The sequence below is a fragment of the Pseudomonas sp. AE27 genome (assembly GCF_037113495.1).
GTDB lineage: Bacteria > Pseudomonadota > Gammaproteobacteria > Pseudomonadales > Pseudomonadaceae > Aquipseudomonas > Aquipseudomonas palmensis.
In genome coordinates, this window is sequence record NZ_CP146966.1 from 3,042,180 (window position 1) to 3,062,136 (window position 19,957).

At 64.9% G+C, this 19,957-nt stretch carries 22 protein-coding genes; 1 reads left to right on the forward strand and 21 read right to left on the reverse strand.

Going from position 1 to position 19,957, the window contains the following annotated elements; genetic code table 11:
- Positions 1-160: 160 nt before the first annotated feature.
- From flhB to fleQ, 21 genes are all read right to left on the reverse strand, one after another.
- Positions 161-1,297, reverse strand: coding sequence for a flagellar biosynthesis protein FlhB (gene flhB / locus V9K84_RS13850; protein WP_054915626.1), 1,137 nt, complete (start codon positions 1,295-1,297; stop codon positions 161-163).
- A gap of 2 nt (positions 1,298-1,299) precedes the next feature.
- On the reverse strand, positions 1,300-2,076 hold the full coding sequence (gene fliR, locus V9K84_RS13855; protein ID WP_054915627.1) for a flagellar biosynthetic protein FliR: 777 nt from the start codon (positions 2,074-2,076) through the stop codon (positions 1,300-1,302).
- A gap of 7 nt (positions 2,077-2,083) precedes the next feature.
- Positions 2,084-2,353, reverse strand: coding sequence for a flagellar biosynthesis protein FliQ (gene fliQ / locus V9K84_RS13860; RefSeq protein ID WP_043861818.1), 270 nt, complete (start codon positions 2,351-2,353; stop codon positions 2,084-2,086).
- A gap of 18 nt (positions 2,354-2,371) precedes the next feature.
- On the reverse strand, positions 2,372-3,124 hold the full coding sequence (fliP, locus tag V9K84_RS13865; RefSeq protein ID WP_054915628.1) for a flagellar type III secretion system pore protein FliP: 753 nt from the start codon (positions 3,122-3,124) through the stop codon (positions 2,372-2,374).
- A complete protein-coding gene (gene fliO, locus V9K84_RS13870) occupies positions 3,124-3,525 on the reverse strand; it encodes a flagellar biosynthetic protein FliO (RefSeq protein WP_256582904.1) in 402 nt (133 codons plus the stop codon). The genes fliP and fliO overlap by 1 nt, the downstream gene beginning before the upstream one ends.
- A gap of 54 nt (positions 3,526-3,579) precedes the next feature.
- Entirely contained in the window at positions 3,580-4,050 is a 471-nt protein-coding gene (gene fliN / locus V9K84_RS13875) for a flagellar motor switch protein FliN (protein WP_088515603.1), read from the reverse strand.
- 48 nt (positions 4,051-4,098) lie between these two features.
- Positions 4,099-5,067 (reverse strand): flagellar motor switch protein FliM, encoded by a 969-nt coding sequence (fliM, locus tag V9K84_RS13880; RefSeq protein ID WP_043861814.1) that lies wholly within the window; start codon positions 5,065-5,067, stop codon positions 4,099-4,101.
- Between the two features lie 9 nt (positions 5,068-5,076).
- On the reverse strand, positions 5,077-5,574 hold the full coding sequence (gene fliL / locus V9K84_RS13885) for a flagellar basal body-associated protein FliL (protein WP_054915630.1): 498 nt from the start codon (positions 5,572-5,574) through the stop codon (positions 5,077-5,079).
- A gap of 174 nt (positions 5,575-5,748) precedes the next feature.
- The gene (locus V9K84_RS13890; RefSeq protein ID WP_088515602.1) at positions 5,749-7,065 is read right to left on the reverse strand and encodes a flagellar hook-length control protein FliK; all 1,317 of its coding nucleotides are present in this window, start codon (positions 7,063-7,065) and stop codon (positions 5,749-5,751) included.
- Positions 7,066-7,136: 71 nt separating this feature from the next.
- Positions 7,137-7,502, reverse strand: coding sequence for an Hpt domain-containing protein (locus V9K84_RS13895; protein ID WP_043861811.1), 366 nt, complete (start codon positions 7,500-7,502; stop codon positions 7,137-7,139).
- 25 nt (positions 7,503-7,527) lie between these two features.
- Positions 7,528-9,243 (reverse strand): fused response regulator/phosphatase, encoded by a 1,716-nt coding sequence (locus V9K84_RS13900; RefSeq protein ID WP_043861810.1) that lies wholly within the window; start codon positions 9,241-9,243, stop codon positions 7,528-7,530.
- The gene (locus V9K84_RS13905) at positions 9,240-9,545 is read right to left on the reverse strand and encodes an STAS domain-containing protein (protein ID WP_043861809.1); all 306 of its coding nucleotides are present in this window, start codon (positions 9,543-9,545) and stop codon (positions 9,240-9,242) included. Before V9K84_RS13905 ends, V9K84_RS13900 begins: the two co-directional genes overlap by 4 nt.
- Positions 9,546-9,635: 90 nt before the next feature.
- Positions 9,636-10,088: a flagellar export protein FliJ gene (gene fliJ / locus V9K84_RS13910; protein WP_043861808.1), complete on the reverse strand. Its 453-nt coding sequence runs from the start codon at positions 10,086-10,088 to the stop codon at positions 9,636-9,638.
- A 6-nt stretch (positions 10,089-10,094) separates the two neighbouring features.
- Positions 10,095-11,453, reverse strand: a complete 1,359-nt coding sequence (fliI, locus tag V9K84_RS13915) for a flagellar protein export ATPase FliI (RefSeq protein WP_043861807.1) — start codon at positions 11,451-11,453, stop codon at positions 10,095-10,097.
- Positions 11,443-12,225 (reverse strand): flagellar assembly protein FliH, encoded by a 783-nt coding sequence (gene fliH / locus V9K84_RS13920; RefSeq protein WP_088515600.1) that lies wholly within the window; start codon positions 12,223-12,225, stop codon positions 11,443-11,445. Before fliH ends, fliI begins: the two co-directional genes overlap by 11 nt.
- Before the next feature lie 131 nt (positions 12,226-12,356).
- Complete coding sequence (fliG, locus tag V9K84_RS13925) at positions 12,357-13,376, reverse strand: flagellar motor switch protein FliG (RefSeq protein WP_043861805.1); 1,020 nt, start codon at positions 13,374-13,376, stop codon at positions 12,357-12,359.
- Positions 13,369-15,147, reverse strand: coding sequence for a flagellar basal-body MS-ring/collar protein FliF (fliF, locus tag V9K84_RS13930; RefSeq protein ID WP_088515599.1), 1,779 nt, complete (start codon positions 15,145-15,147; stop codon positions 13,369-13,371). The genes fliG and fliF overlap by 8 nt, the downstream gene beginning before the upstream one ends.
- A gap of 15 nt (positions 15,148-15,162) precedes the next feature.
- On the reverse strand, positions 15,163-15,489 hold the full coding sequence (gene fliE, locus V9K84_RS13935; RefSeq protein ID WP_043861803.1) for a flagellar hook-basal body complex protein FliE: 327 nt from the start codon (positions 15,487-15,489) through the stop codon (positions 15,163-15,165).
- A 116-nt stretch (positions 15,490-15,605) separates the two neighbouring features.
- The gene (locus tag V9K84_RS13940; RefSeq protein WP_054915634.1) at positions 15,606-16,991 is read right to left on the reverse strand and encodes a sigma-54 dependent transcriptional regulator; all 1,386 of its coding nucleotides are present in this window, start codon (positions 16,989-16,991) and stop codon (positions 15,606-15,608) included.
- Complete coding sequence (locus tag V9K84_RS13945) at positions 16,988-18,196, reverse strand: ATP-binding protein (RefSeq protein WP_054915635.1); 1,209 nt, start codon at positions 18,194-18,196, stop codon at positions 16,988-16,990. The genes V9K84_RS13940 and V9K84_RS13945 overlap by 4 nt, the downstream gene beginning before the upstream one ends.
- A gap of 206 nt (positions 18,197-18,402) precedes the next feature.
- Positions 18,403-19,854 carry a transcriptional regulator FleQ gene (gene fleQ, locus V9K84_RS13950; RefSeq protein ID WP_229590457.1) on the reverse strand — a complete coding sequence of 484 codons (1,452 nt, stop codon included), beginning with the start codon at positions 19,852-19,854 and terminating at the stop codon, positions 18,403-18,405.
- On the opposite strand from fleQ, the gene V9K84_RS13955 reads away from it, so the two are divergent.
- Positions 19,768-19,956, forward strand: a complete 189-nt coding sequence (locus tag V9K84_RS13955) for a hypothetical protein (RefSeq protein WP_229590459.1) — start codon at positions 19,768-19,770, stop codon at positions 19,954-19,956. The genes fleQ and V9K84_RS13955 overlap by 87 nt on opposite strands.
- Position 19,957 lies beyond the last annotated feature (1 nt).

The window sequence follows — 19,957 nt, forward strand, 5'->3', positions numbered from 1 at the left end:
ATTCCTCTTCAAGCAAACTTTTGACGCCATGCGGGCGCTTGGCGCTGCTATTGCAAGAAGCTTTCCAACTTTGGATCAGTGACGCGACCTTCGCCGACACGGCCGGCTCCTGCAGCGAAGGGGCCGGCACCTCGGCGCCGACGGGAAGAGCTCAAACGGTTCAGGAATCGCGGCGCAGGTCCGGCGGAATCGGCAGATCCTTGAGCGGCTCCGGCGCCTTGCCCTTGCCCGCCCGGTGCTGGCGAATCTGGTACACGTAGGCCAGCACCTGGGCCACGGCCAGGTACAGGCCGGCCGGGATCTCTTCCTCCAACTCGGTGGAGTAGAAGATCGAACGCGCCAGCTCTGGCGATTCCAGCACCTGGATGTTGTGGGCATTGGCGATTTCGCGAATCTTCAGCGCCAGGAAATCGGTGCCCTTGGCCAGCAGCGTCGGCGCATTGCCCTTCTCGGGGTCGTACTTGAGCGCCACCGCATAGTGGGTCGGGTTGGTGATGATCACGTCGGCATCGGGGATCGCCGCCATCATGCGCCGCTGCGACATCTCGCGCTGCAACTGGCGAATACGCTGCTTGACCTCCGGCTTGCCCTCGCTGTTCTTGTACTCGTCGCGCACCTCCTGCTTGGTCATCAGCAGCTTCTTGTGCGACTGGTACAGCTGCAACGGCACGTCCACCAGGGCAATCAGCAACAGGCCGGCGGCCATCCACAGGGCACTCCAGCCCACCACCTGCACACTGTGGATGATCGCCTGCTCCAGCGGCTCGTTGGCAATGGCCAGCAGGTCGTCACGGTCCGACGACAACACCACCAGCGCCACGATAAGGATCACGAAGAACTTCGCCAGGGCCTTGAGCAGCTCGGTCAGGGCGTTCAGGGAAAACATGCGCTTGATCCCCGACAGCGGGTTCATGCGGCTGAACTTGGGCGCCAGGGTGCCGCCGGCAAACAGCCAGCCACCCAGCGAGATCGGACCGATGAAGGCCACGATCAGCGCCACCAGCAATACCGGCTGCAGCGCCATCAGGGCCATCTTGCCCGAGGCCAGCAAGAAGGTGCCCATCGAGCGCTCGTCGATCAGCGTGTCGCGCGACAGGGTGAAGTTGATGCGCATGATGTCCATCAGCACTTCGGCCAGGCCACCACCGAACACCAGCAGGCCACCGGCCCCGGCCAGGGTCACCACCACCGTGTTGAGCTCCTTGGAACGGGCGATCTCGCCCTTCTCGCGGGCGTCCTTCTTCTTTTTCTCCGTGGGGTCTTCTGTCTTGTCCTGACCGCTTTCGCTCTCTGCCATGCTCAGCTCGCCCTCGCCAGCTCACGCAGCCACTGCAGGGCCTCGGAGGCCAGCGCCTGGTAATGGGAAAGGATGTCGGCCAGGACAACCCAGAAAATCCCGAGCCCCAGCACCAGGGTCAACGGGAAACCGATGGAGAAGATGTTCAGCTGCGGCGCTGCACGGGTCATCACGCCGAAGGCGATGTTCACCACCAGCAGCGCGGTGATCGCCGGCAGCACCAGCAGCAGCGCCGCGCCCAGCACCCAGCTCAGCCGCCCGACCAGGTCCCAGTAGTGGTTGACCATCAGGCCGGTGCCCACCGGCAAGGTGGTGAAGCTCTCGGTGATCACCTCGAACACCACCAGGTGCCCGTTCATCGACAGGAACAGCAGCGTCACCAGCATGCTCAGGAACTGGCTGACCACCGCCACGTTGACGCCGTTGACCGGGTCGACCATGGAGGCGAAGGCCATGCCCATCTGGATGGCCACCACCTGCCCGGCCACCACGAATATCTGGAAGAACAGTTGCAGCGACAGGCCGAACACCGCACCGATGAGGATCTGCTCGGCAATCAGCAGCAGCCCGCTGAGCGACAGCGGATTGACTTCGGGCATCGGCGGCAGGCCCGGCACCACCACCACGGTGATCGCCAGGGCCAGGTACAGGCGGATACGCCCCGGCACCATCTTGGTCCCGATGATGGGCATGGTCATCAGCACGGCGGCAATGCGAAACAGCGGCAGGATGAAGCTCGCCACCCAGGTGGCGATCTGCGCATCGGTCAACTGGAGCATCGCGCGCTCAGCCGATCAACTGGGGAATGCTGCCGTACAACGACAGGATGTATTCCATGAACTTCTGCACCAGCCAGGGCCCGGCCACGATCAGCGTGATCAGCATCACCAGCAGGCGCGGCAGGAAGCTCAGGGTCTGTTCGTTGATCTGGGTGGCGGCCTGGAACATGGCCACCATCAGGCCCACCAGCAGGCTCGGTACCACCAGCACGGCCACGATCATGGTAGTCAGCCACAGCGCATCGCGGAACAGGTCGACAGCAACTTCTGGGGTCATGTTGTTCTCCTCGGCGCGCTAGACGCCACCGAAACTGCCGGCCAGGGTGCCCATGATCAACGCCCAGCCATCCACCAGCACGAACAGCATGATCTTGAACGGCAGGGAGATGATCAGCGGCGACAGCATCATCATACCCATGGCCATCAGCACACTGGCCACCACCAGGTCGATGATCAGGAACGGGATGAAGATCATGAAGCCGATCTGGAACGCGGTCTTGAGTTCGGAGGTTACGAAGGCCGGTACCAGGATGGTCAACGGCGCCTCGTCCGGCGTGGCGATATCGGTACGCTTGGACAGGCGCATGAACAGGTCGAGATCGCTCTCGCGGGTCTGCGCCAGCATGAAGTCCTTGAGCGGCACCTGGGCCTTGGCCACCGCGTCCTGGGCCGACAGGGTCTCGGCCAGGTACGGCTGCAGGGCATCCTTGTTCACCCGGTCGAATACCGGCGCCATGATGAACAGGGTCAGGAACAGCGCCATGCCGGTGAGGATCTGGTTCGACGGCGTCTGCTGCAGGCCCAGGGCCTGGCGCAGGATCGAGAACACGATGATGATCCGGGTGAAGCTGGTCATCAGGATCACGAACGCCGGAATGAAGCTCAGCGCCGTCATGATCAGCAGGATCTGCAGGCTGACCGAGTACTCCTGCTGCCCATCCGCCCCGTTGGACAGGGTGATCGCCGGAATCGACAGCGGGTCGGCGGCCAGGGCCAGCGGCGCTGCGAACATCAGCAGCAGGGTCAACAGCATGCGCAATGCGCCCATCACGACTTGTCCTTTTGATCCTTGCCCAGCAGCTCCATCAGGCGCTGGGCGAATTCGGGCGTAGCCTGGCGGGCGCTGGCCGGTACCTGCACCGGCTCGGCCAGCACATGCAACGCGGTAAGGCTGCCCGGCGTATGACCGATCAGTATCTGTTCGTTGCCCACCTGCACCAGCAGCAGCCGATCACGCGGGCCGACCACGCGCGTGCCGACGATCTCGATGACCTGCTGGCCACGCGGCGTCACGTTCTGCACCCGGCGCAGCAGCCAGGCGAGAAAGAAGATCAGGCCCAGCACCAGCAACAACCCCAGCACCAGACGGCCCAGCTGCCCGCTGGCACTGCCGGCTGCTGCCGTGGTCGCCGCGGCTGTCGTGGCCGCGGGCTGTGCCGCCAGTACCAGGTCGAGCCAGAGCAGGCCGACCCCGGTCAGCCCTGCTTGCAGAAGACGCTTCACTCAGCGCAGCTTCTTGATGCGTTCGCTCGGGCTGATCACGTCGGTCAGGCGGATGCCGAACTTCTCGTTCACCACCACCACCTCGCCGTGCGCGATCAGGGTGCCGTTGACCAGCACGTCCAGCGGCTCGCCGGCCAGGCGGTCCAGCTCGATCACCGAACCCTGGTTCAGTTGCAGCAGGTTGCGGATGTTGATTTCGGTGCTGCCCACTTCCATCGAGATGCTCACCGGAATATCCAGGATCACGTCCAGGTTCGGGCCGTCCAGTGTCACTGCATCGCTGCCCTTGGGCGAGCTGCCGAATTCTTCCATCGGCAGGCGGTTGGGCGAGCCGGCACTGCTGCCGCCGTCAGCCGCCAACAGCGCGTCGATGTCGGACTGGCCGGCATCGCCGGTCTCGCTCAGGGCTGCTGCCCACTCATCGGCCAGGGCCTGGTCTTCCATGGAGGTGATATCGTTTTCGTCAGCCATCTTGTCCTCGACGGGGCAATCAATTCGGAGTTAAAGCCAGGGTACCGATCAGCGGCGCTCGATCGGCTCGGTTACTTGCAATGCCAGCGTGCCCTTGTGCGAGCCCAACTTGGCCTTGAACGACGGTACGCCATTGGCGCGCAGTACCAGCTCGTCCGGCAGTTCGACCGGGATCACATCACCCGGCTGCATGTGCAGGATGTCGCGCAGGCGCAGCTCGCGGCGTGCCACGGTGGCGCTGATCGGCACGCTGACGTCCAGCACGTCTTCGCGCAGGGCCTTGATCCAGCGTTCGTCCTGGTCGTCCAGGTCGGACTGGAAGCCCGCGTCGAGCATTTCGCGCACCGGCTCGATCATCGAGTAGGGCATGGTCACGTGCAGGTCGCCGCCACCGCCATCGAGTTCGATGTGGAAGGTGGATACCACCACCGCCTCGCTCGGGCCGACGATGTTGGCCATGGCCGGGTTGACCTCCGAGTTGATGTACTCGAAGTTGACCGGCATGATCGCCTGCCAGGCTTCCTTGAGGTCGACGAAGCACTGGTCCAGCACCATGCGCACCACGCGCAATTCGGTGGGCGTGAACTCGCGACCCTCGATCTTGGCGTGACGACCGTCACCGCCGAAGAAATTGTCCACCAGCTTGAACACCAGCTTGGCATCGAGGATGAACAGCGAGGTGCCGCGCAACGGCTTGATCTTCACCAGGTTGAGGCTGGTGGGCACGTACAGCGAGTGCACGTACTCACCGAACTTCATCACCTGCACGCCCCCCACTGCCACATCCGCCGAGCGGCGCAGCAGGTTGAACATGCTCACGCGGGTATACCGGGCGAAACGTTCGTTGATCATTTCCAGGGTCGGCATGCGCCCGCGCACGATCCGGTCCTGGCTGGTCAGGTCGTAGCTCTTGATGCTGCCGGGGTCGGCGCCGCTATCGGTTTGCACCAGCCCGTCGTCGACGCCGTGCAGCAGGGCATCGATCTCATCCTGGGACAGCAGGTCCTGCATGGCCATCTTGGGCTCCTACTGCAATACGAAATTGGTGAACAGCAACTGGTCGATCACCAGCTTGCCGACTTCTTTCTGGGCCACTTCCTGCACGCTGGCGGTGGCCTTCTGGCGCAGCATCTCCTGGCCGACAGGGGTCGCCAGGGAGTCGAACGGCTGGCCGGAGAAGAGCATCACCAGGTTGTTGCGGATCACCGGCATGTGCACTTTCAGCGCATCCAGCGCAGCCTGGTCGCGCCCCTGCATGGTGATGCTCACCTGCATGTAGCGCTGACGACCGTTCTGGTTGAAGTTGACGACGAAGGCTGGCGCCAGCGGCTCGTAGATGGCCGCAGGCCTGACGTTGCTGACGGTTGCCGGGTCGACCTGAGGTTTGCTGTCGCCCCTTTGCAGGAAGAACCAGGTGGCGCCCACCGACAAGCCGATGGCCAGCAGCAATGCCAGCACCAGCAGCAGGATCAGCTTGAGTTTGCCTTTTACGGCGGGGTCTTTCACTGCTTCGCTCTTCGCCATGCCAATAATCCGTCACTCACAAGAGGTTTGTCCCACATGGCGAGGGTTGAGCAAGTGTTATGCCAGATTTGCGGGCCACACCGGCCCGATTGAGGAAGGCGACGAACGCAGGGGCAGATTCATCCGTGAAGGGCTGGGCAGCCGCCCCGCAACCGCCCAGCCCTACCCGTGCAATCAGGCGTAGAAATCGACCGCGCTGGACCCCAGCACCACCGGTCGCTCCACCGGCTGGGCCGCCGCGTCGGCGTCGGCCTCTTCGCCGCCCGCGCCTTCATTGCGACGCGCGGCCACGCCGCTGAGCTTCGAGGTGCCGTCCTGCGAGCCCTGCTGCTGCTCGCGGGACTGGTCGGCCACGTTCACGTCAGGTTGCGCCAGGCCCTGTTCGGCGAACATTTCCTTGAGCCGGCTGGCCTGGTTTTCCAGCGCTTCGCGCACCACCACGTTGCCACTGGTGAAGGTGATCTGCGCCTGCTGCTCGGGTGTCATGTGCACGCGAATGTCCAAGCGCCCCAGCTCGGCTGGCTCCAGCTTGATTTCAGCCGACTTCAGGTTCTGGCTGGACAGGTACATCACGCGATTGACCAGGCCTTCGGTCCAGCCACCCTGGTGCATCGCCAGCGGCTGGTTCAGCGGCATCGCCACCGGCACCGCATTGGCGGTCTTGGGCGTAGCGGCCTGGGTCAGCGCGCTGAGGCGCTCGGCAAAGTCATCGACACGGGTATCGCTGGAGGCGCCCTTGAGGTCCTTCAGGCCGTCATCGAGCAGGTTGCTGAAGCCCTTCTCGCCCGGCTCGCTGTCGCCCGGATCGGCCTGACGCGGGTCGAGCATGGCCGCCAGGGTATTGACGGCAGGCTGGCCCTGGGTGGCTTCGGGTTGCGCCGTGGTCGGCTTGCTGGCATGGGCAGAGGTGGTGCCCTGGGCCTGGGCGTTCTGCTCCAGGGCCAGGCGCAATGCCGGCAGGTCCTCGAGCACGTCGCCGGCCGGGTCGAAAGCGGGTTCTTCCGGGGCCGGTGGCTGCGGCGCGACGGCCGGGGCCTGCACCTGGGCCTGCAACTGTGCGGCAGCCGCCTGCACCACTGGGGCCACCGCTTCGGCCTGAGCCTGGATCAGCTGTGCACCGGCCTGGGCGTCAGTAACCTGACCCGCCACCAGGCTCGAATCGAGCAGTTGAAGGTCATCGGCAACTGGCGTCGACTCGTCCGATGCCGGCTTCTGTTCAGGCAATGAATTGCCGCTGTCGGCAACAGTGCGCTCCTGATCGGTCGCCGTCTTGCCGGCATTTGCCGCCCCGGCTGCAACGCCCGCCTTGTCGGCATTGGGCACATCCGCCTTGGCCGGCAGCTTGTCGCGGGACTGATCGGCATACACCTTGGAGAAGCCCGCAGCCTTGTCATTGGCGACCTGGGGCACCTTTTCGGGCGCTGGCGCAGCCGTGCGCGAGGCCTTGGCCACGGCGGACGGTTGCAGCAGCGGGTTTGAAGCGACAGGCATGGGAAGGGTCTCCACTACAGAAGCGCGAACTTGAATAGCGAAGAGACTGCAAGAGTCGCGCCAGGTTTGCGCTACACAGGATGCCTGGCCGCCTGCGGCGACACGCGCTCCAACTCGGCGACATAGAAGGGACGCACTTCGAGGTACTCGCACCTGATCTGGCTGATCAGGTCCTCGATGCCGTGTGCCGGCTGCTCCATCACGCGCACTTCCAGCTGCCGACACAACTCGGCCAGGTCGGTGGCGCCCATGTTGCTGCAGCTACCCTTGAAACTGTGGGCAGCCTCACTCAGCTGCCGGGGGGAGCGGGCGTCGCGCAGTTGCACCATGCGCTTTTCGCAATCGGCCAGGAAGGTCTCCAGCAACTCGGCATACTGGCTACCCATGACCTCCCGCAACTCGCCCACTACCTTGTTATCGATACGCTGATCGGACACTTGCTCACTCCTTGATCAAGTTCAATTATGCCAGAGCCACCCAGGCGAACTCCACGCGGGCCCTGCGCCCTCCGTCGGCCCATTCGGCGTGACGGCTCAAACGCCGGATCAGGCTCAGGCCACGCCCGCACAACCGCTGCTCCAACACCGGTCGGGCCAGCACTGTACCCACATCGAAGCCACTGCCGCTATCTTCGATCTCAATCACCAGACGCCCGCCACCCGCTACGGGTTCAACCTGAAGGTGCAAGCGTATGTAACCTTCCTGCAATGCCTGCAGGCGACGGCTGCGCTCCTGATAATAGGCGGCAAACCCCTGGGCGTCGCGCTTGAGGGCCGAGTCGAGGGCCAGCACACCGTGCTCCAGTGCATTGGTGTAGAGCTCGTTGAGCACGCTGTGCAGCGCACCGCTCTGGGGGCGCAGGCCGTGTATTTCCTGCAGTACCTGCAACAGATAGGGCAAGGGGTTGAAGCGTTTGAGGGTCTGCGCGCGAAACTCGAACGACAGCGACCAGTCCAGCGGGCTGGACTGGCCGCTGTCCGAATACACCAGCGGCGGCGGGGCCAGTGTCTGTGGCTCGACCACACTGATCTCGAGCATGCTGACATCGTCGCGGGACTGGCCGCGAAAGTCTTCGAGCGCCTGCAGTACATCCTCGAACAGGTGCTGCGGCGCACGGTTGCGCGCAAACACCTGGCGCAGGCGTTCCACCCCGAACAGCTGCTCATCCTGGTCGCAGGTATCCACCACCCCATCGGACAGCAGGAACAGGCGATCCCCCAACGCCAGCGATACCACCTCGGGGTGCTCGTCGAAACGCTCCGGCGCCAGCACCCCCAAGGGCAAGTGCCGCGACACCAGCGCCTGGGGCTCGCCACCGGCCGCGGGCAGCAGGTAGCCGTCCGGCATGCCGCCGTTCCATACCTCGGCCAGGCGTCGTTCGAAACTCAGGCTGAGCATCATTGCGCAGCAGAACATGTCCACCGGCAGGATGCGCTTGAGCTTGGCGTTCATCTCGCGCAAGGTTTCGGCCAGGCCGTAGCCCTTGGCGGTCATGCCGTAGAACACCTCGGCCAACGGCATGGCGCCCACTGCAGCCGGCAGGCCATGGCCAGTGAAGTCGCCCAGCAGCACATGCATTTCACCGGTCGGCGTGAACGCCGCCAGCAGCAGGTCGCCGTTGAACAGCGCATAGGGAGATTGCAGGTAGCGGATGTTCGGCGCATTCAGGCACCCCGAATGCGTGACCTGATCGAACACCGCCTTGGCCACCCGCTGCTCGTTGAGCAGGTGACCGTGGTGGCGCGCCAGTTCGTCGCGCTGCTCCAGCACGGTCGCCTGCAGGCGACGCAGGCGATCCATCGCCTTGATCTTGGCGGCCAGGATCACCGGGCGATAAGGCTTGGGCAGAAAGTCGTCGCCACCAGCCTCCAGGCAACGCACCAGGGCCTGCTCCTCACTCAGCGAGGTAAGAAAGATGATCGGCACCAGCGCCTGGCCAGCCATCAGCTTGATCTGGCGAGCCGCCTCGAAGCCGTCCATCACCGGCATCAGCGCGTCGAGCAGCACCAGTTGCGGACGCAGCTCGGCAAACAGCGCCACTGCCTGCGCACCGTTCTCGGCCGTGATCACCGAATGCCCCTGCTCGCGCACGATGCGCGCCAGCAACAGGCGGTCGGTGGCGCCATCTTCGGCAATCAGCACGGTCAGCGACGACTGCTCGTTCACGAGGTCGCTCAAGTGATCTCGAACAGCTTGTCGAAATTGGAGATGGCGAGGATCTTGCGAACGTCGGAGCTGGCGTTGATCACCCGTATATACGCATCGTCGCCGCCGGCGTGGTCACGCAGCAGCAGGAGCATGCCCAGGGCGGAGCTGTCGAGATAGGTGGCGTCCTTCAAGTCGACGACCACGCCCTTGGAAGGTACTGGCTCGCGCTCGTAGCATTCACGAAACGCCTGGTGCTTGCCGAAATCGAACCGTCCCTTGACCCTGATCGTCAGGCTGTTCCCATCCGGCGATAGATCGTGCTCCACGGCCATATGCTCGACTCCTTCGATCATGGCGATTGCAGACACCACAGGTTTAGCAGCCCGCCCGCCCCTGGGCAACCTGCGCCGACCAATGCCGTGCTAGAAGCGATCGTGGCGCGGCAATCGCTGGGACAATTCGTCGAGCAGCTTCTGCTCGCGCTTGTCCTCGAGCATGCGGGCTTCATCGCGGTAGCGCTGCACCAGCTTGCGCAGGCCTTCGACCCGGGCGTAGGCCTGCTGCCAGGTGGCCCGTGCGTTGTTGAGGTTGGTCTGGTGCCACACCAGGCTCTGGTGTTGCTGGGCAACGGCGGTGTCCAGCTGGCTGAGAAAGCGCTGATAGCCCAGCAGCCAGCTGCCTGAAACGCCCTGGCCGCCCTTTTCCATCCACTGGTTCTGGTACTCGCTGCGAAACTGGTCCAGTTCCCGGAGCTTGGTTTCGGCCATGCTCACCTGCTGCTGGAAATGCCCGAGGCGCTGCACAGCCTTGCGCTCGGCCTCCTCGGCCATCTCCACCACCGGCACCAGGCGCGCGGCACGACTTGGCAGGGCCATCGGTTATCAGCCCGAAGCTGCTGGGGCGAAGACCGCCGCCAGTTCATCGCGGCTCTGCTCATGGCTGACGTTTTCATTGAGCCCCTGGCGCAGGTACTGCACCAGCTTGGGTTGCAGGGAAATCGCCAGGTCCGTCTCGCGGTCGCCGCCAGCCACATAGGCACCCACGCTGATCAGGTCGCGGCTTTGCGACAGGCGCGACCAGAGCTGCTTGAACTGCTGGGCCTGGGTCATCTGCTCGGGGCTGACCACCTGCGGCATGACCCGGCTGATCGAAGCCTCGATATCGATGGCCGGGTAATGCCCCTCTTCGGCCAGGCGCCGGGACAGCACGATATGGCCGTCGAGTACGCCCCGCGCGGAGTCGGCAATCGGGTCCTGCTGGTCGTCGCCTTCGGACAACACGGTGTAGAAGGCGGTGATCGAGCCACCACCGGCCTCGCCGTTGCCGGCGCGCTCCACCAGCTTGGGCAGCTTGGCGAACACGGAAGGCGGATAGCCCTTGGTGGCTGGCGGCTCGCCGATGGCCAGGGCGATTTCCCGCTGGGCCTGGGCGAAACGGGTCAGCGAATCCATCAGCAACAGCACGTTCTTGCCCTTGTCGCGAAAGTACTCGGCGATCCGCGTGCAGTACATGGCGGCGCGCAGGCGCATCAGCGGCGCATCATCGGCAGGGGATGCCACCACCACCGAACGCTTGATGCCCTCCTCGCCCAGGATGTGCTCGATGAACTCCTTGACCTCACGCCCCCGCTCACCGATCAGCCCCACCACGATGATGTCGGCCTCGGTGAAACGGGTCATCATGCCCAGCAGCACACTCTTGCCCACGCCGGTACCGGCGAACAGGCCCAGGCGCTGGCCACGGCCCACCGTCAGCAGGCCATTGATGCTGCGAATGCCCACGTCCAGCGGCTGGCTGATGGGGTCGCGGTTGAGTGGGTTGATGGTGGGGCCATCCATCGGCACCCAGTCCTCGGCCTTCATCCCGCCCTTGCCATCCAGCGCCCGGCCGGCACCGTCCAGCACGCGACCGAGCATGCTCATGCCCATCGGCAGGCGGCCGCTTTCGGCCAGCGGCACCACCCGCGCACCGGGCGCGATGCCGGCAACGCTGCCCACCGGCATGAGAAATACCCGGTCACCGGCAAAGCCCATGACCTCGGCCTCGACCTGCACCGGATGGTAGCTGTCATCGTTGATCACCAGGCAGCGGCTGCCGACGGCAGCGCGCAGGCCCTCGGCCTCCAGGGTCAGGCCGACCATGCGCAACAACCGCCCTTCCACCACCGGCTGCGCCGGCAGGCTCACGGCCTCGGCATAGGTGCCCAGGCGCTTGCCGAAGCTGGTGCGGTCAAGGCGCATCGGGCGTGGCCTCGCTAGTGCCCGGGTCGCCAGCAAGGTCGACGTGCAAGTCTGGTGCGGCAGGGTGCAGGCCCTGGTCATGCAACTGGTCGAACAACTGGGTCATGGCCTTTTCGATGCGGGTCTCGACGGTGGCGTCGATACGGCTGTGCAACGTCTCGATGCGGCAACCACCGGGCAACAGGGCGTCGTCTTCGAGCAGGCGCCAGTTTTCCTCATGACGCTCGCGCAGGGCCTTGGCCAGCTCGAAGTCCTGCGGATTGACATGGATGCGGATGTTTTCGGCGCCCATCGGCAGCAGCTTGAGGGCCTCGCGCAGCACGTGAGTGATCTGGCTGGAGTCGGTGGCCAGCTCACGCCCGATCACCTCGCGGGTGATGCGGCTGACCATGTGCACCAGGGCCTTCTCGATCTGGTTGTCCTGCTCGGCGATCGGGTCGAGCAGGTGGCCCATCAGCTGCTCCAGGCTCGCCAGCTTGGCGCTCAGGGCCACTTCGGCCTCCTGGCGGACCTTGAGCTGGGTGCTGTGAAACCCTTCGCGCTCGCCGGTGGCAAAGCCTTCGTTGTAGGCTTCCTGGCGAATGCTTTCGAGCTCTTCGAGGGTCAGCGGCTGGACTTCTTCCAGCGGCACTTCTTCGACTTCCTCGACGATTTCCGGCTCGGGTTCGGGCTCGGGTTCCGGCTCCGGGTCGAAGCTGGGCAGCGCCCAGCGGTCGAAGCCCTCGACGTCGCGGGCGGGGATCAGTTCACTCAGGTGCTCGTTGGTCGACATGATTCCACGCGTTCAATTGGGTAGGCGCCGGGGTGGTCGGCGATGCGGCTGCCAGGCACCGGCGTGTACCGCGTTGAGGCATCCGCCGGCAAGGCCGGCTCCTGTGGAGGAGCCGGGGCCGGCGAACGGCTTTAGATCATTTCTTCGGCGCCCTTGCCGCCAAGCACGATCTCGCCGGCTTCGGCCATGCGCCGGGCAATGGTGAGGATCTCTTTCTGCGCCGTTTCCACGTCGCTGACCCGCACCGGGCCCTTGGCCTCGAGGTCGTCACGCAGCAGCTCGGAAGCCCGCTTGGACATGTTCTTGAAGATCTTGTCCTTGACCTTCTCGTCGGCGCCCTTGAGCGACACCACCAGCACGTCCGAGGACACTTCGCGCAACAGCGCCTGGATACCGCGGTCGTCGACATCGGCCAGGTTGTTGAAGACGAACATGAGGTCTTCGATCTGCTCGGACAGCTCGCCGTCGACGTCGCGAATCGCGTCCATCAGCTGGCCTTCGACCGAACTGTCGAGGAAGTTCATGATGTCGGCCGCGCGCTTGATACCGCCCAGGGTGGTGCGCGCCGCGTTGGAGTTGCCCGAGAACTGCTTCTCCAGAATCTGGTTGAGCTCCTTGAGCGCCGCCGGCTGCACGGTGTTGAGCGACGAGACGCGCAGGATGATGTCCAGGCGCACCTTGTGATCGAAGTTGCCCAGCACCTCACCTGCCTGGTCGGGGTCCAGGTAGGCCACCACGATGGCCTGGATCTGCGGGTGCTCGTAGCGGATCACGTCGGCCACGGCACGCGGCTCCATCCACTTCAGGCTGTCCAGGCCGCTGGTGTTGCCACCCAGCAGGATGCGGTCGATCAGGCCGTTGGCCTTGTCCTCGCCCAGGGCCTGGGTGAGCATCTTGCGGATGTAGCCGTCGGAGCCGACACCCAGGCTGGTCTGGTCGCCGACGATCTCGACGAACTCGCTCATCACCTGCTCGACCTGTTCGCGATGGACGTTGCCCATCTGCGCCATGGCCACGCCGACCCGCTGCACTTCCTTTGGGCCCATGTGGCGCAACACCTGCGCCGCATCGGTTTCACCCAGCGACAGCAGCAGGATGGCCGCCTTGTCGACACGGGTCAGTTTGGCGGTAAGGGCTCGATTATCACTCATCGGCGTTGATCCACTCTTTCACGACCTGGGCCACACGACCCGGGTCTTCGGCCACCAGGCTCTTGATTGCGTTCAGCTGAGCGTCGTAACCCTCGCTCGGGCTAGGCAACAGAATGCTTTGCGGACCACCCAGGCTGACGCGGTCGTTGGCCAGATCGCCATCCAGACCGAGCATGCCGCCCAGTTCCATGTCGCCATCGGCACCGGCGCCCTGCTTGCCGTTGCCGGTGATGTTGTTGAGCACCGGACGCAGCACGCCGAACACCAGCACCAGGATGAACAGCACGCCCATGACCTGCTTGATGATGTCCCAGAACCACGGTTGCTGGTAGAACGGAATCTCGGTGAACACTTCGCCACGGTCGGCGGCGAATGGCACGTTGATCACGCTGACGCTGTCACCGCGGCTGGCATCGAAGCCGACGGCGTCCTGCACCAGGCGCGTGAAGCGCGCCAGGTCTTCGGCCCCCCATGGGGCGCGGGTCGACTCGCCAGTGGCCGGGTCGAGCTTGACCTGGTCGTCGACCACCACCGCGACCGACAGGCGGCTCAGGCGCCCCTGCTGCTGGCGGGTGTGGCTGATGGAACGGTCCAGTTCGAAGTTCTTGGTCGACTGCTGACGCTTGTCGGCCGGGTACGGTGCGAGCATCGGCTGGCCGGTGGCCGGGTCCATGATCTGCTGGCCGTTGGCGTCCAGCAGCGGCTGGCCTGGTTGCACCATGCCCGCGGCGGCCTGCGTCTGACCGGTCTGCTGTGGCGCAGTGGCCGGGCCGGGTGGCTGGTTGCTCAGGGCACCAGGCACGCCCTGCGGGCCCATGCTGCTGGAGCGTTGTTCGTTCACCGACTGCTCGCTGCGCAAGGCAGGCTGGTCGGGGTTGAACTGTTCGGAGGTGGACTCGACCGCACTGAAGTCGACGTCGGCGGAGACTTCGGCCTTGTAGCGGTCGTTGCCCAGCACCGGCAACAGAATGTTGTGCACGCGCTGGGTGAGCATGCCTTCCATGCGGCGGCTGTAGTCGAACTGCTTGCCGGCCATGGTCAGCTCGGAGTTCTCGCCCTGGTCGGACAGCAGGTTGCCCTTCTGGTCGACCACGGTCACCTGGGACTTGTTCAGTTCCGGAACGCTGGACGCCACCAGGTTGACGATGGCCGCCACCTGGCCGGGCTCGAGGCCACGCCCCGAATACAGCTCGACCAGTACCGAGGCACTGGGCTTGCGCTCGTCGCGCACGAACACCGAGCTTTTCGGGATGGCCAGGTGCACGCGGGCACCCTTGACGTTGTTCAGGCTGGAGATGGTACGCGCCAGTTCACCTTCCAGGCCGCGACGATAACGGGTGGCCTCCATGAACTGGCTGGTGCCCAGCCCCTGCTCCTTGTCGAGCAGTTCGAAGCCGACGTTGCCGTCGCCTGGCGCCACGCCGGCCGCGGCAAGTTTCAGGCGCGCACGGGAGAGGTCTTCGGACTTGACCAGCAGCGCCCCGGAGCTGGGCTCGACGTTGTAGGCGATGTCGGCGGCGGACAGGGTGTCCATGACCTGCTTGGTGTCCATGCCGGCAAGGCTTGGGTACAGCGGGCGGTAGTCGGGCTGCTGCGACCACAGCACCACGGCAAAGCCGATCGCCACGCTCGCCGCCAACCCGACCAGCAGGCCGACCTGACGCAGCATGGGCATCTCTGCGATGTTTTCCAGAAAGGACATGCCGAACAGCGGCGGCTTGGGCGCCGGGCTGCCTTTGGCGGGCACGTTATCAACGACTGCTTCGGCCATGACTCAATCTCGCCCTTATACCGGCATCTGCATGATGTCTTGATACGCCTGCACCAGCTTGTTGCGCACCTGGGTCAAGGCCTGGAACGACACGCTGGCCTTCTGCGAGGCGATCATCACGTCAGTAAGGTCGACGCCGCTCTTGCCGATCTCGAAGGCGTTGGCCAACTGGGTGGACGCCTGCTGGGTATCGCTGACCTTGTTGATGGCCTGGCCAAGCATGTCGGCAAAACCGCTCGAGCCAAGCTCTGGCGCAGGGGCAGCCTTCGACATCGACATGGCGTCCGCCTGCATGGCCCGCATGTCCAACATCAATCGATTAAATTCAACACCTTGGCTCATTGACTCTTCTCTCCGACGACCCGCATTTTTTTGACACTACGCAGCGGACAGGCAGAACTTAGCAACAAGAGTGCCAGCTCTACCCCCAGGACCAACAAAAACGACCGGTTACGGCGTCACACGCCGCTGGCGTAGAGACTCGCCTCCACATCCAGGCCGGCATCACGCATCTGTGCCAGCTTGTAGCGCAAGGTGCGCGGGCTGATGCCCAGACGCTCGGCAGCCTCCTTGCGGCGCCCGCGCTCGGCGCGCAGGGTATCGATGATCATCTGGAACTCGTGGCGGCGCAGATCATCCCCCAGCCCGGCTGGCTCGGACGGCTCGGCCAGCACCGGCACCGGCTCTACGGGCGATGCCGCCAGCAGCGGCAGCACCCCGGCCAGGCAGAAGTCCGCCGCCTCGATCACCCCGCCCTGCTGCAGGATCAGCGCCCGCTGGATGGCGTTGTCCAGCTCGCGCACGTTACCCGGCCACGGATAGCCTTGCAGGCAGGCCTGGGCCTGGGCCGACAGGCGCACGGGGGCATGCTTCATTTTATTGACGTGTCGCGCCAGCAGACGCTCGGCCAGCGGCAGAATGTCGGCGCTGCGCTCGCGCAGCGGTCGCCAGGCCAGCGGGAACACCGACAGGCGATAGAACAGGTCTTCGCGAAACCGCCCCGCCGCCACTTCGCCGGCAAGGTCGCGGTTGGTGGTGGCGACCACGCGGATGTCCAGCGCGATCGGCTTGCGCCCGCCTACCCGCTCGACCTCGCGCTCCTGCAGCACCCGCAGCAGCTTGGCCTGCAGCCCCAGCGGCATTTCGGAAATCTCGTCGAGCAGCAGCGTGCCACCGTCGGCCTGCTCGAACTTGCCTGGCTGGGCGGCTATCGCCCCGGTGAACGAGCCCTTTTCATGTCCGAACAACGTGGCTTCGAGCATGTTGTCGGGGATGGCGGCGCAGTTGATGGCCACGAATGGCTGGTCGGCACGCAGGGACTGCTGGTGAATGTAGCGCGCCAGCACCTCCTTGCCGGTGCCCGATTCGCCGGAAATCAGCACGGTGGAATCACTGCGCGCCACCCGCGCGGCCAGTTCGAGCAACTGCGCACTGGCAGGCTCGCGCGCCACCGGACCGTCGGCGTCCGCGCCGCTGGCAACGCCCAGGGCATGACGGGCCACCAGGTCGAGCAAAGCGCGCGGCTCGAAGGGCTTGACCAGATAGTCCGCAGCGCCCTGGCGCATCGCATCCACTGCACGCTCAACGGCGGCGTGCGCGGTCATCAGCAACACCGGCAACTGCGGCTGGCGGGCCCGCAACGCGGCCAGCAACTGGTGGCCGTCCATGCCCGGCATGTTGACGTCGCTGACCACCAGGCTGAAGGGCTGACTGGCCGCCACTTCCAGCGCTTCTTCGGCCGAGCCCACTGCATGATAGGCAAAACCACCCAGCTCCAGGGTATCGGCCAGGGCCTGGCGCAGTACGCGGTCATCCTCGACCAGCAGAACCTTGATCGCCCTCATGCCGTTGCTTCCAGCGGTGCGCCGATCAGCGGAAGGGTCACCAGCGCGCAGGTACCGCGCCCGGGGCGCGAGCGCAGCTGCACGGTGCCCTGGTGTGCACGGGCAACCGCCATCACCACCGCCAGGCCAAGCCCGGTGCCAGTGGCCTTGGTGGTCAGGAACGGCTCGCCCAGGCGCGCCAGCAATGCACTGTCGATGCCCGGCCCGGCATCGCTGATGCACAGGCGCAGGCTTTGCCCGCGACGATACAGGTGTACCTTGAGCCGAGCAGCGCCGGGCGCGGCCTGCAGGGCGTTTTCAATGAGATTGAGCAGCGCCCCCACCAGGGTGTCGCGGTTGCACAGCAATTCGCCCAGGTGGCTGTCGCACTGCCAGCGCACAGCATGCCCCTGTACATGTACCTGCGCGGCCTGCTGCAGCGCCTGGAACAACGCCTTGGGGGTCACACGGTCGGTCAGCGGCAGTTCGCCGCGGGCGAACACCAGCATGTCGCGTACCTGGTGCTCGAGTTCGTGCAGACGCTCCTTGAGGCTGCCGGCAAAACGCTGACGGGTGTCCAGCGGCAGGTCCTGCTCGGCCAGGTGACTGGCATACAGCAAGGCGGCCGACAGTGGCGTGCGGATCTGATGCGCCAGCGAGGCCACCATTCGCCCCAGGGTCGACAGGCGCTCGTGCCGTGCCAGCTGGCTTTGCAGGTGGCGGGTTTCGGTGAGATCGGTCAACAGCACCAGCTGGCCCGGCTCGGCATCCAGCGAGCGGGTAGCGATCGACAGGCGGCGACCATCGCGCAGCGACACTTCGTGGCCGTCGTCCTCGCGCGGCGCAAAGCTGCGGGCGATCACCTGACGCCACAGCTCGCCCACCAGCGGCTGACCCAGCAGTTCGACGGCGGCCGGGTTGGCCTCGCGCACGCGGCCCTGGCCGTCGATCACGATCACCCCGCCGGGCAACAGCGACAGCAGGTTCTGCAGGCGGTTGGCCAGTCGCTCCTTCTCCGCCAGCTCCGCCATGCGCTGCGCACTGACCACGGCCAACTCCCCCTTGAGCTCGGTGACACGGGCCTCGAGCAGGTTGTAGGACTGGCTCAACTGGGTCGACACCTGGTCGAACAGGGCAAACGCCTGCTCGAGCCCCTGACGACTCTGCTGTTCGGCGGCGTCAGAACGCCTGGGCTCGGCGGCGGGGATGTGGGCGGCGTGGGGCATGGGTTGCTCTCTCGCATGGCTCACCGTCATAAAACGGTATGTTGCCAGCGATATAGCAATAGACGTGCCGGATACTTTGGCGGGAGGTTGCCAGCAGCAGCGGCGCGCCGCCCAAAGCCAGCAAGGGCAGGCTTTACAGCCCTGTGGAAAATAGGGGTATTGCGTTAGGCAGGCCCCGGCCGGGGCCTCCCGGCAGGAAGCAGGCGTCAATCCTCCGCCTGTTCGTCTCCATCGCGACGGCTCATGCCGTACTTGCGCATTTTTTCCACCAGCGTGGTGCGGCGGATGCGCAGGCGCTCCGCGGCACGCGCCACGATACCGTTGGCATCGTCCAACGCCTGCTGGATCAGGCCCTGCTCGAGGCTGCCCAGGTAGTCCTTGAGGTCAAGACCTTCGGGCGGCAACATCGCATGGTTGCTGAAATTGGGCGTATGGCCGTTGATTGCCACGCGCTCTTCCAGGTCCGAGCGCAGGCTGTCGACCAGTTGCTCGTCTTCATCATCGACGTAGCGAAACTTCTTCGGCAGCTCGGACACGCCGATCACGCCATACGGGTGCATGATCGCCATGCGCTCCACCAGGTTCGCCAGCTCGCGCACGTTGCCCGGCCAGCCATGGCGGCACAGCGACATGATCGCGGCGGAATTGAAGCGGATCGACCCCCGCTTCTCGTGCTCCATGCGCGAGATCAACTCGTTCATCAGCAGCGGAATGTCTTCGACCCGCTCACGCAGCGGGGCCATCTCGATCGGGAACACATTGAGGCGGTAGTACAGGTCTTCGCGAAAGCTGCCCACCTCGATCATGCTCTCGAGGTTCTTGTGGGTGGCGGCGATGATGCGCACATCGATGCTCTGGGTCTTGTTGCTGCCCACACGCTCGAAGGTGCGCTCCTGCAGCACGCGCAGCAGCTTGACCTGCATCGGCAGCGGCATGTCGCCGATTTCGTCGAGGAACAGAGTGCCGCCATTGGCCAGCTCGAAACGCCCGGCACGGCTGGTGATGGCGCCGGTGAACGCCCCCTTCTCGTGACCGAACAGTTCGCTTTCGAGCAGCTCGGCCGGGATCGCGCCGCAGTTGACCGGCACGAACGGCGCTTCACGGCGCTTGGAATGGTAGTGCAGGTTGCGCGCGACCACTTCCTTGCCGGTACCCGACTCGCCGAGGATCAGCACGCTGGCGTCGGTGTCGGCCACCTGCTGCATCATCTGGCGCACATGCTGGATGGCGCGGCTGGTACCGACCAGGCTACGGAACAGGTTGGGCTCGCGCTGACGACCGCGCTCGCGGGCCTGGTCGTACATCTCGCGATAGACCTGGGCACGGTGCAGCGAATCGAGCAGCTTGCTGTAGCTGGGCGGCATCTCCAGGTTGGAAAGCACCCGGCGGCGCAGGTCCTCAGGCAACTCGGCAGAAGATATTTCACCCAACAGCAATACCGGAAGGAACTCATCCCAGGCAGCCACGGTCTTAAGCAAGCCCAAAAGGCTTGCCGGAGCGTTCACGGTGCCGACCAGGACACAGAGTACTTCACGGCTGGATGACAACGACTGAACGACCTGCTGCCAATCGTGGCTGGAGCAGGAAAGATTTTCTTCGCCAAGAAAATTCAGCACCACCGCCAGGTCGCGGCGGCGAGCGTCATCGTCATCGATCAGGAGAATTTTGGTTTCACGCCACATGCAATCGAAACTTCCCTAGTCAACTCGACACCCAATGTGGGCATGCTCGACATCCATTCCGACTGGAGCGGTCAGTGAT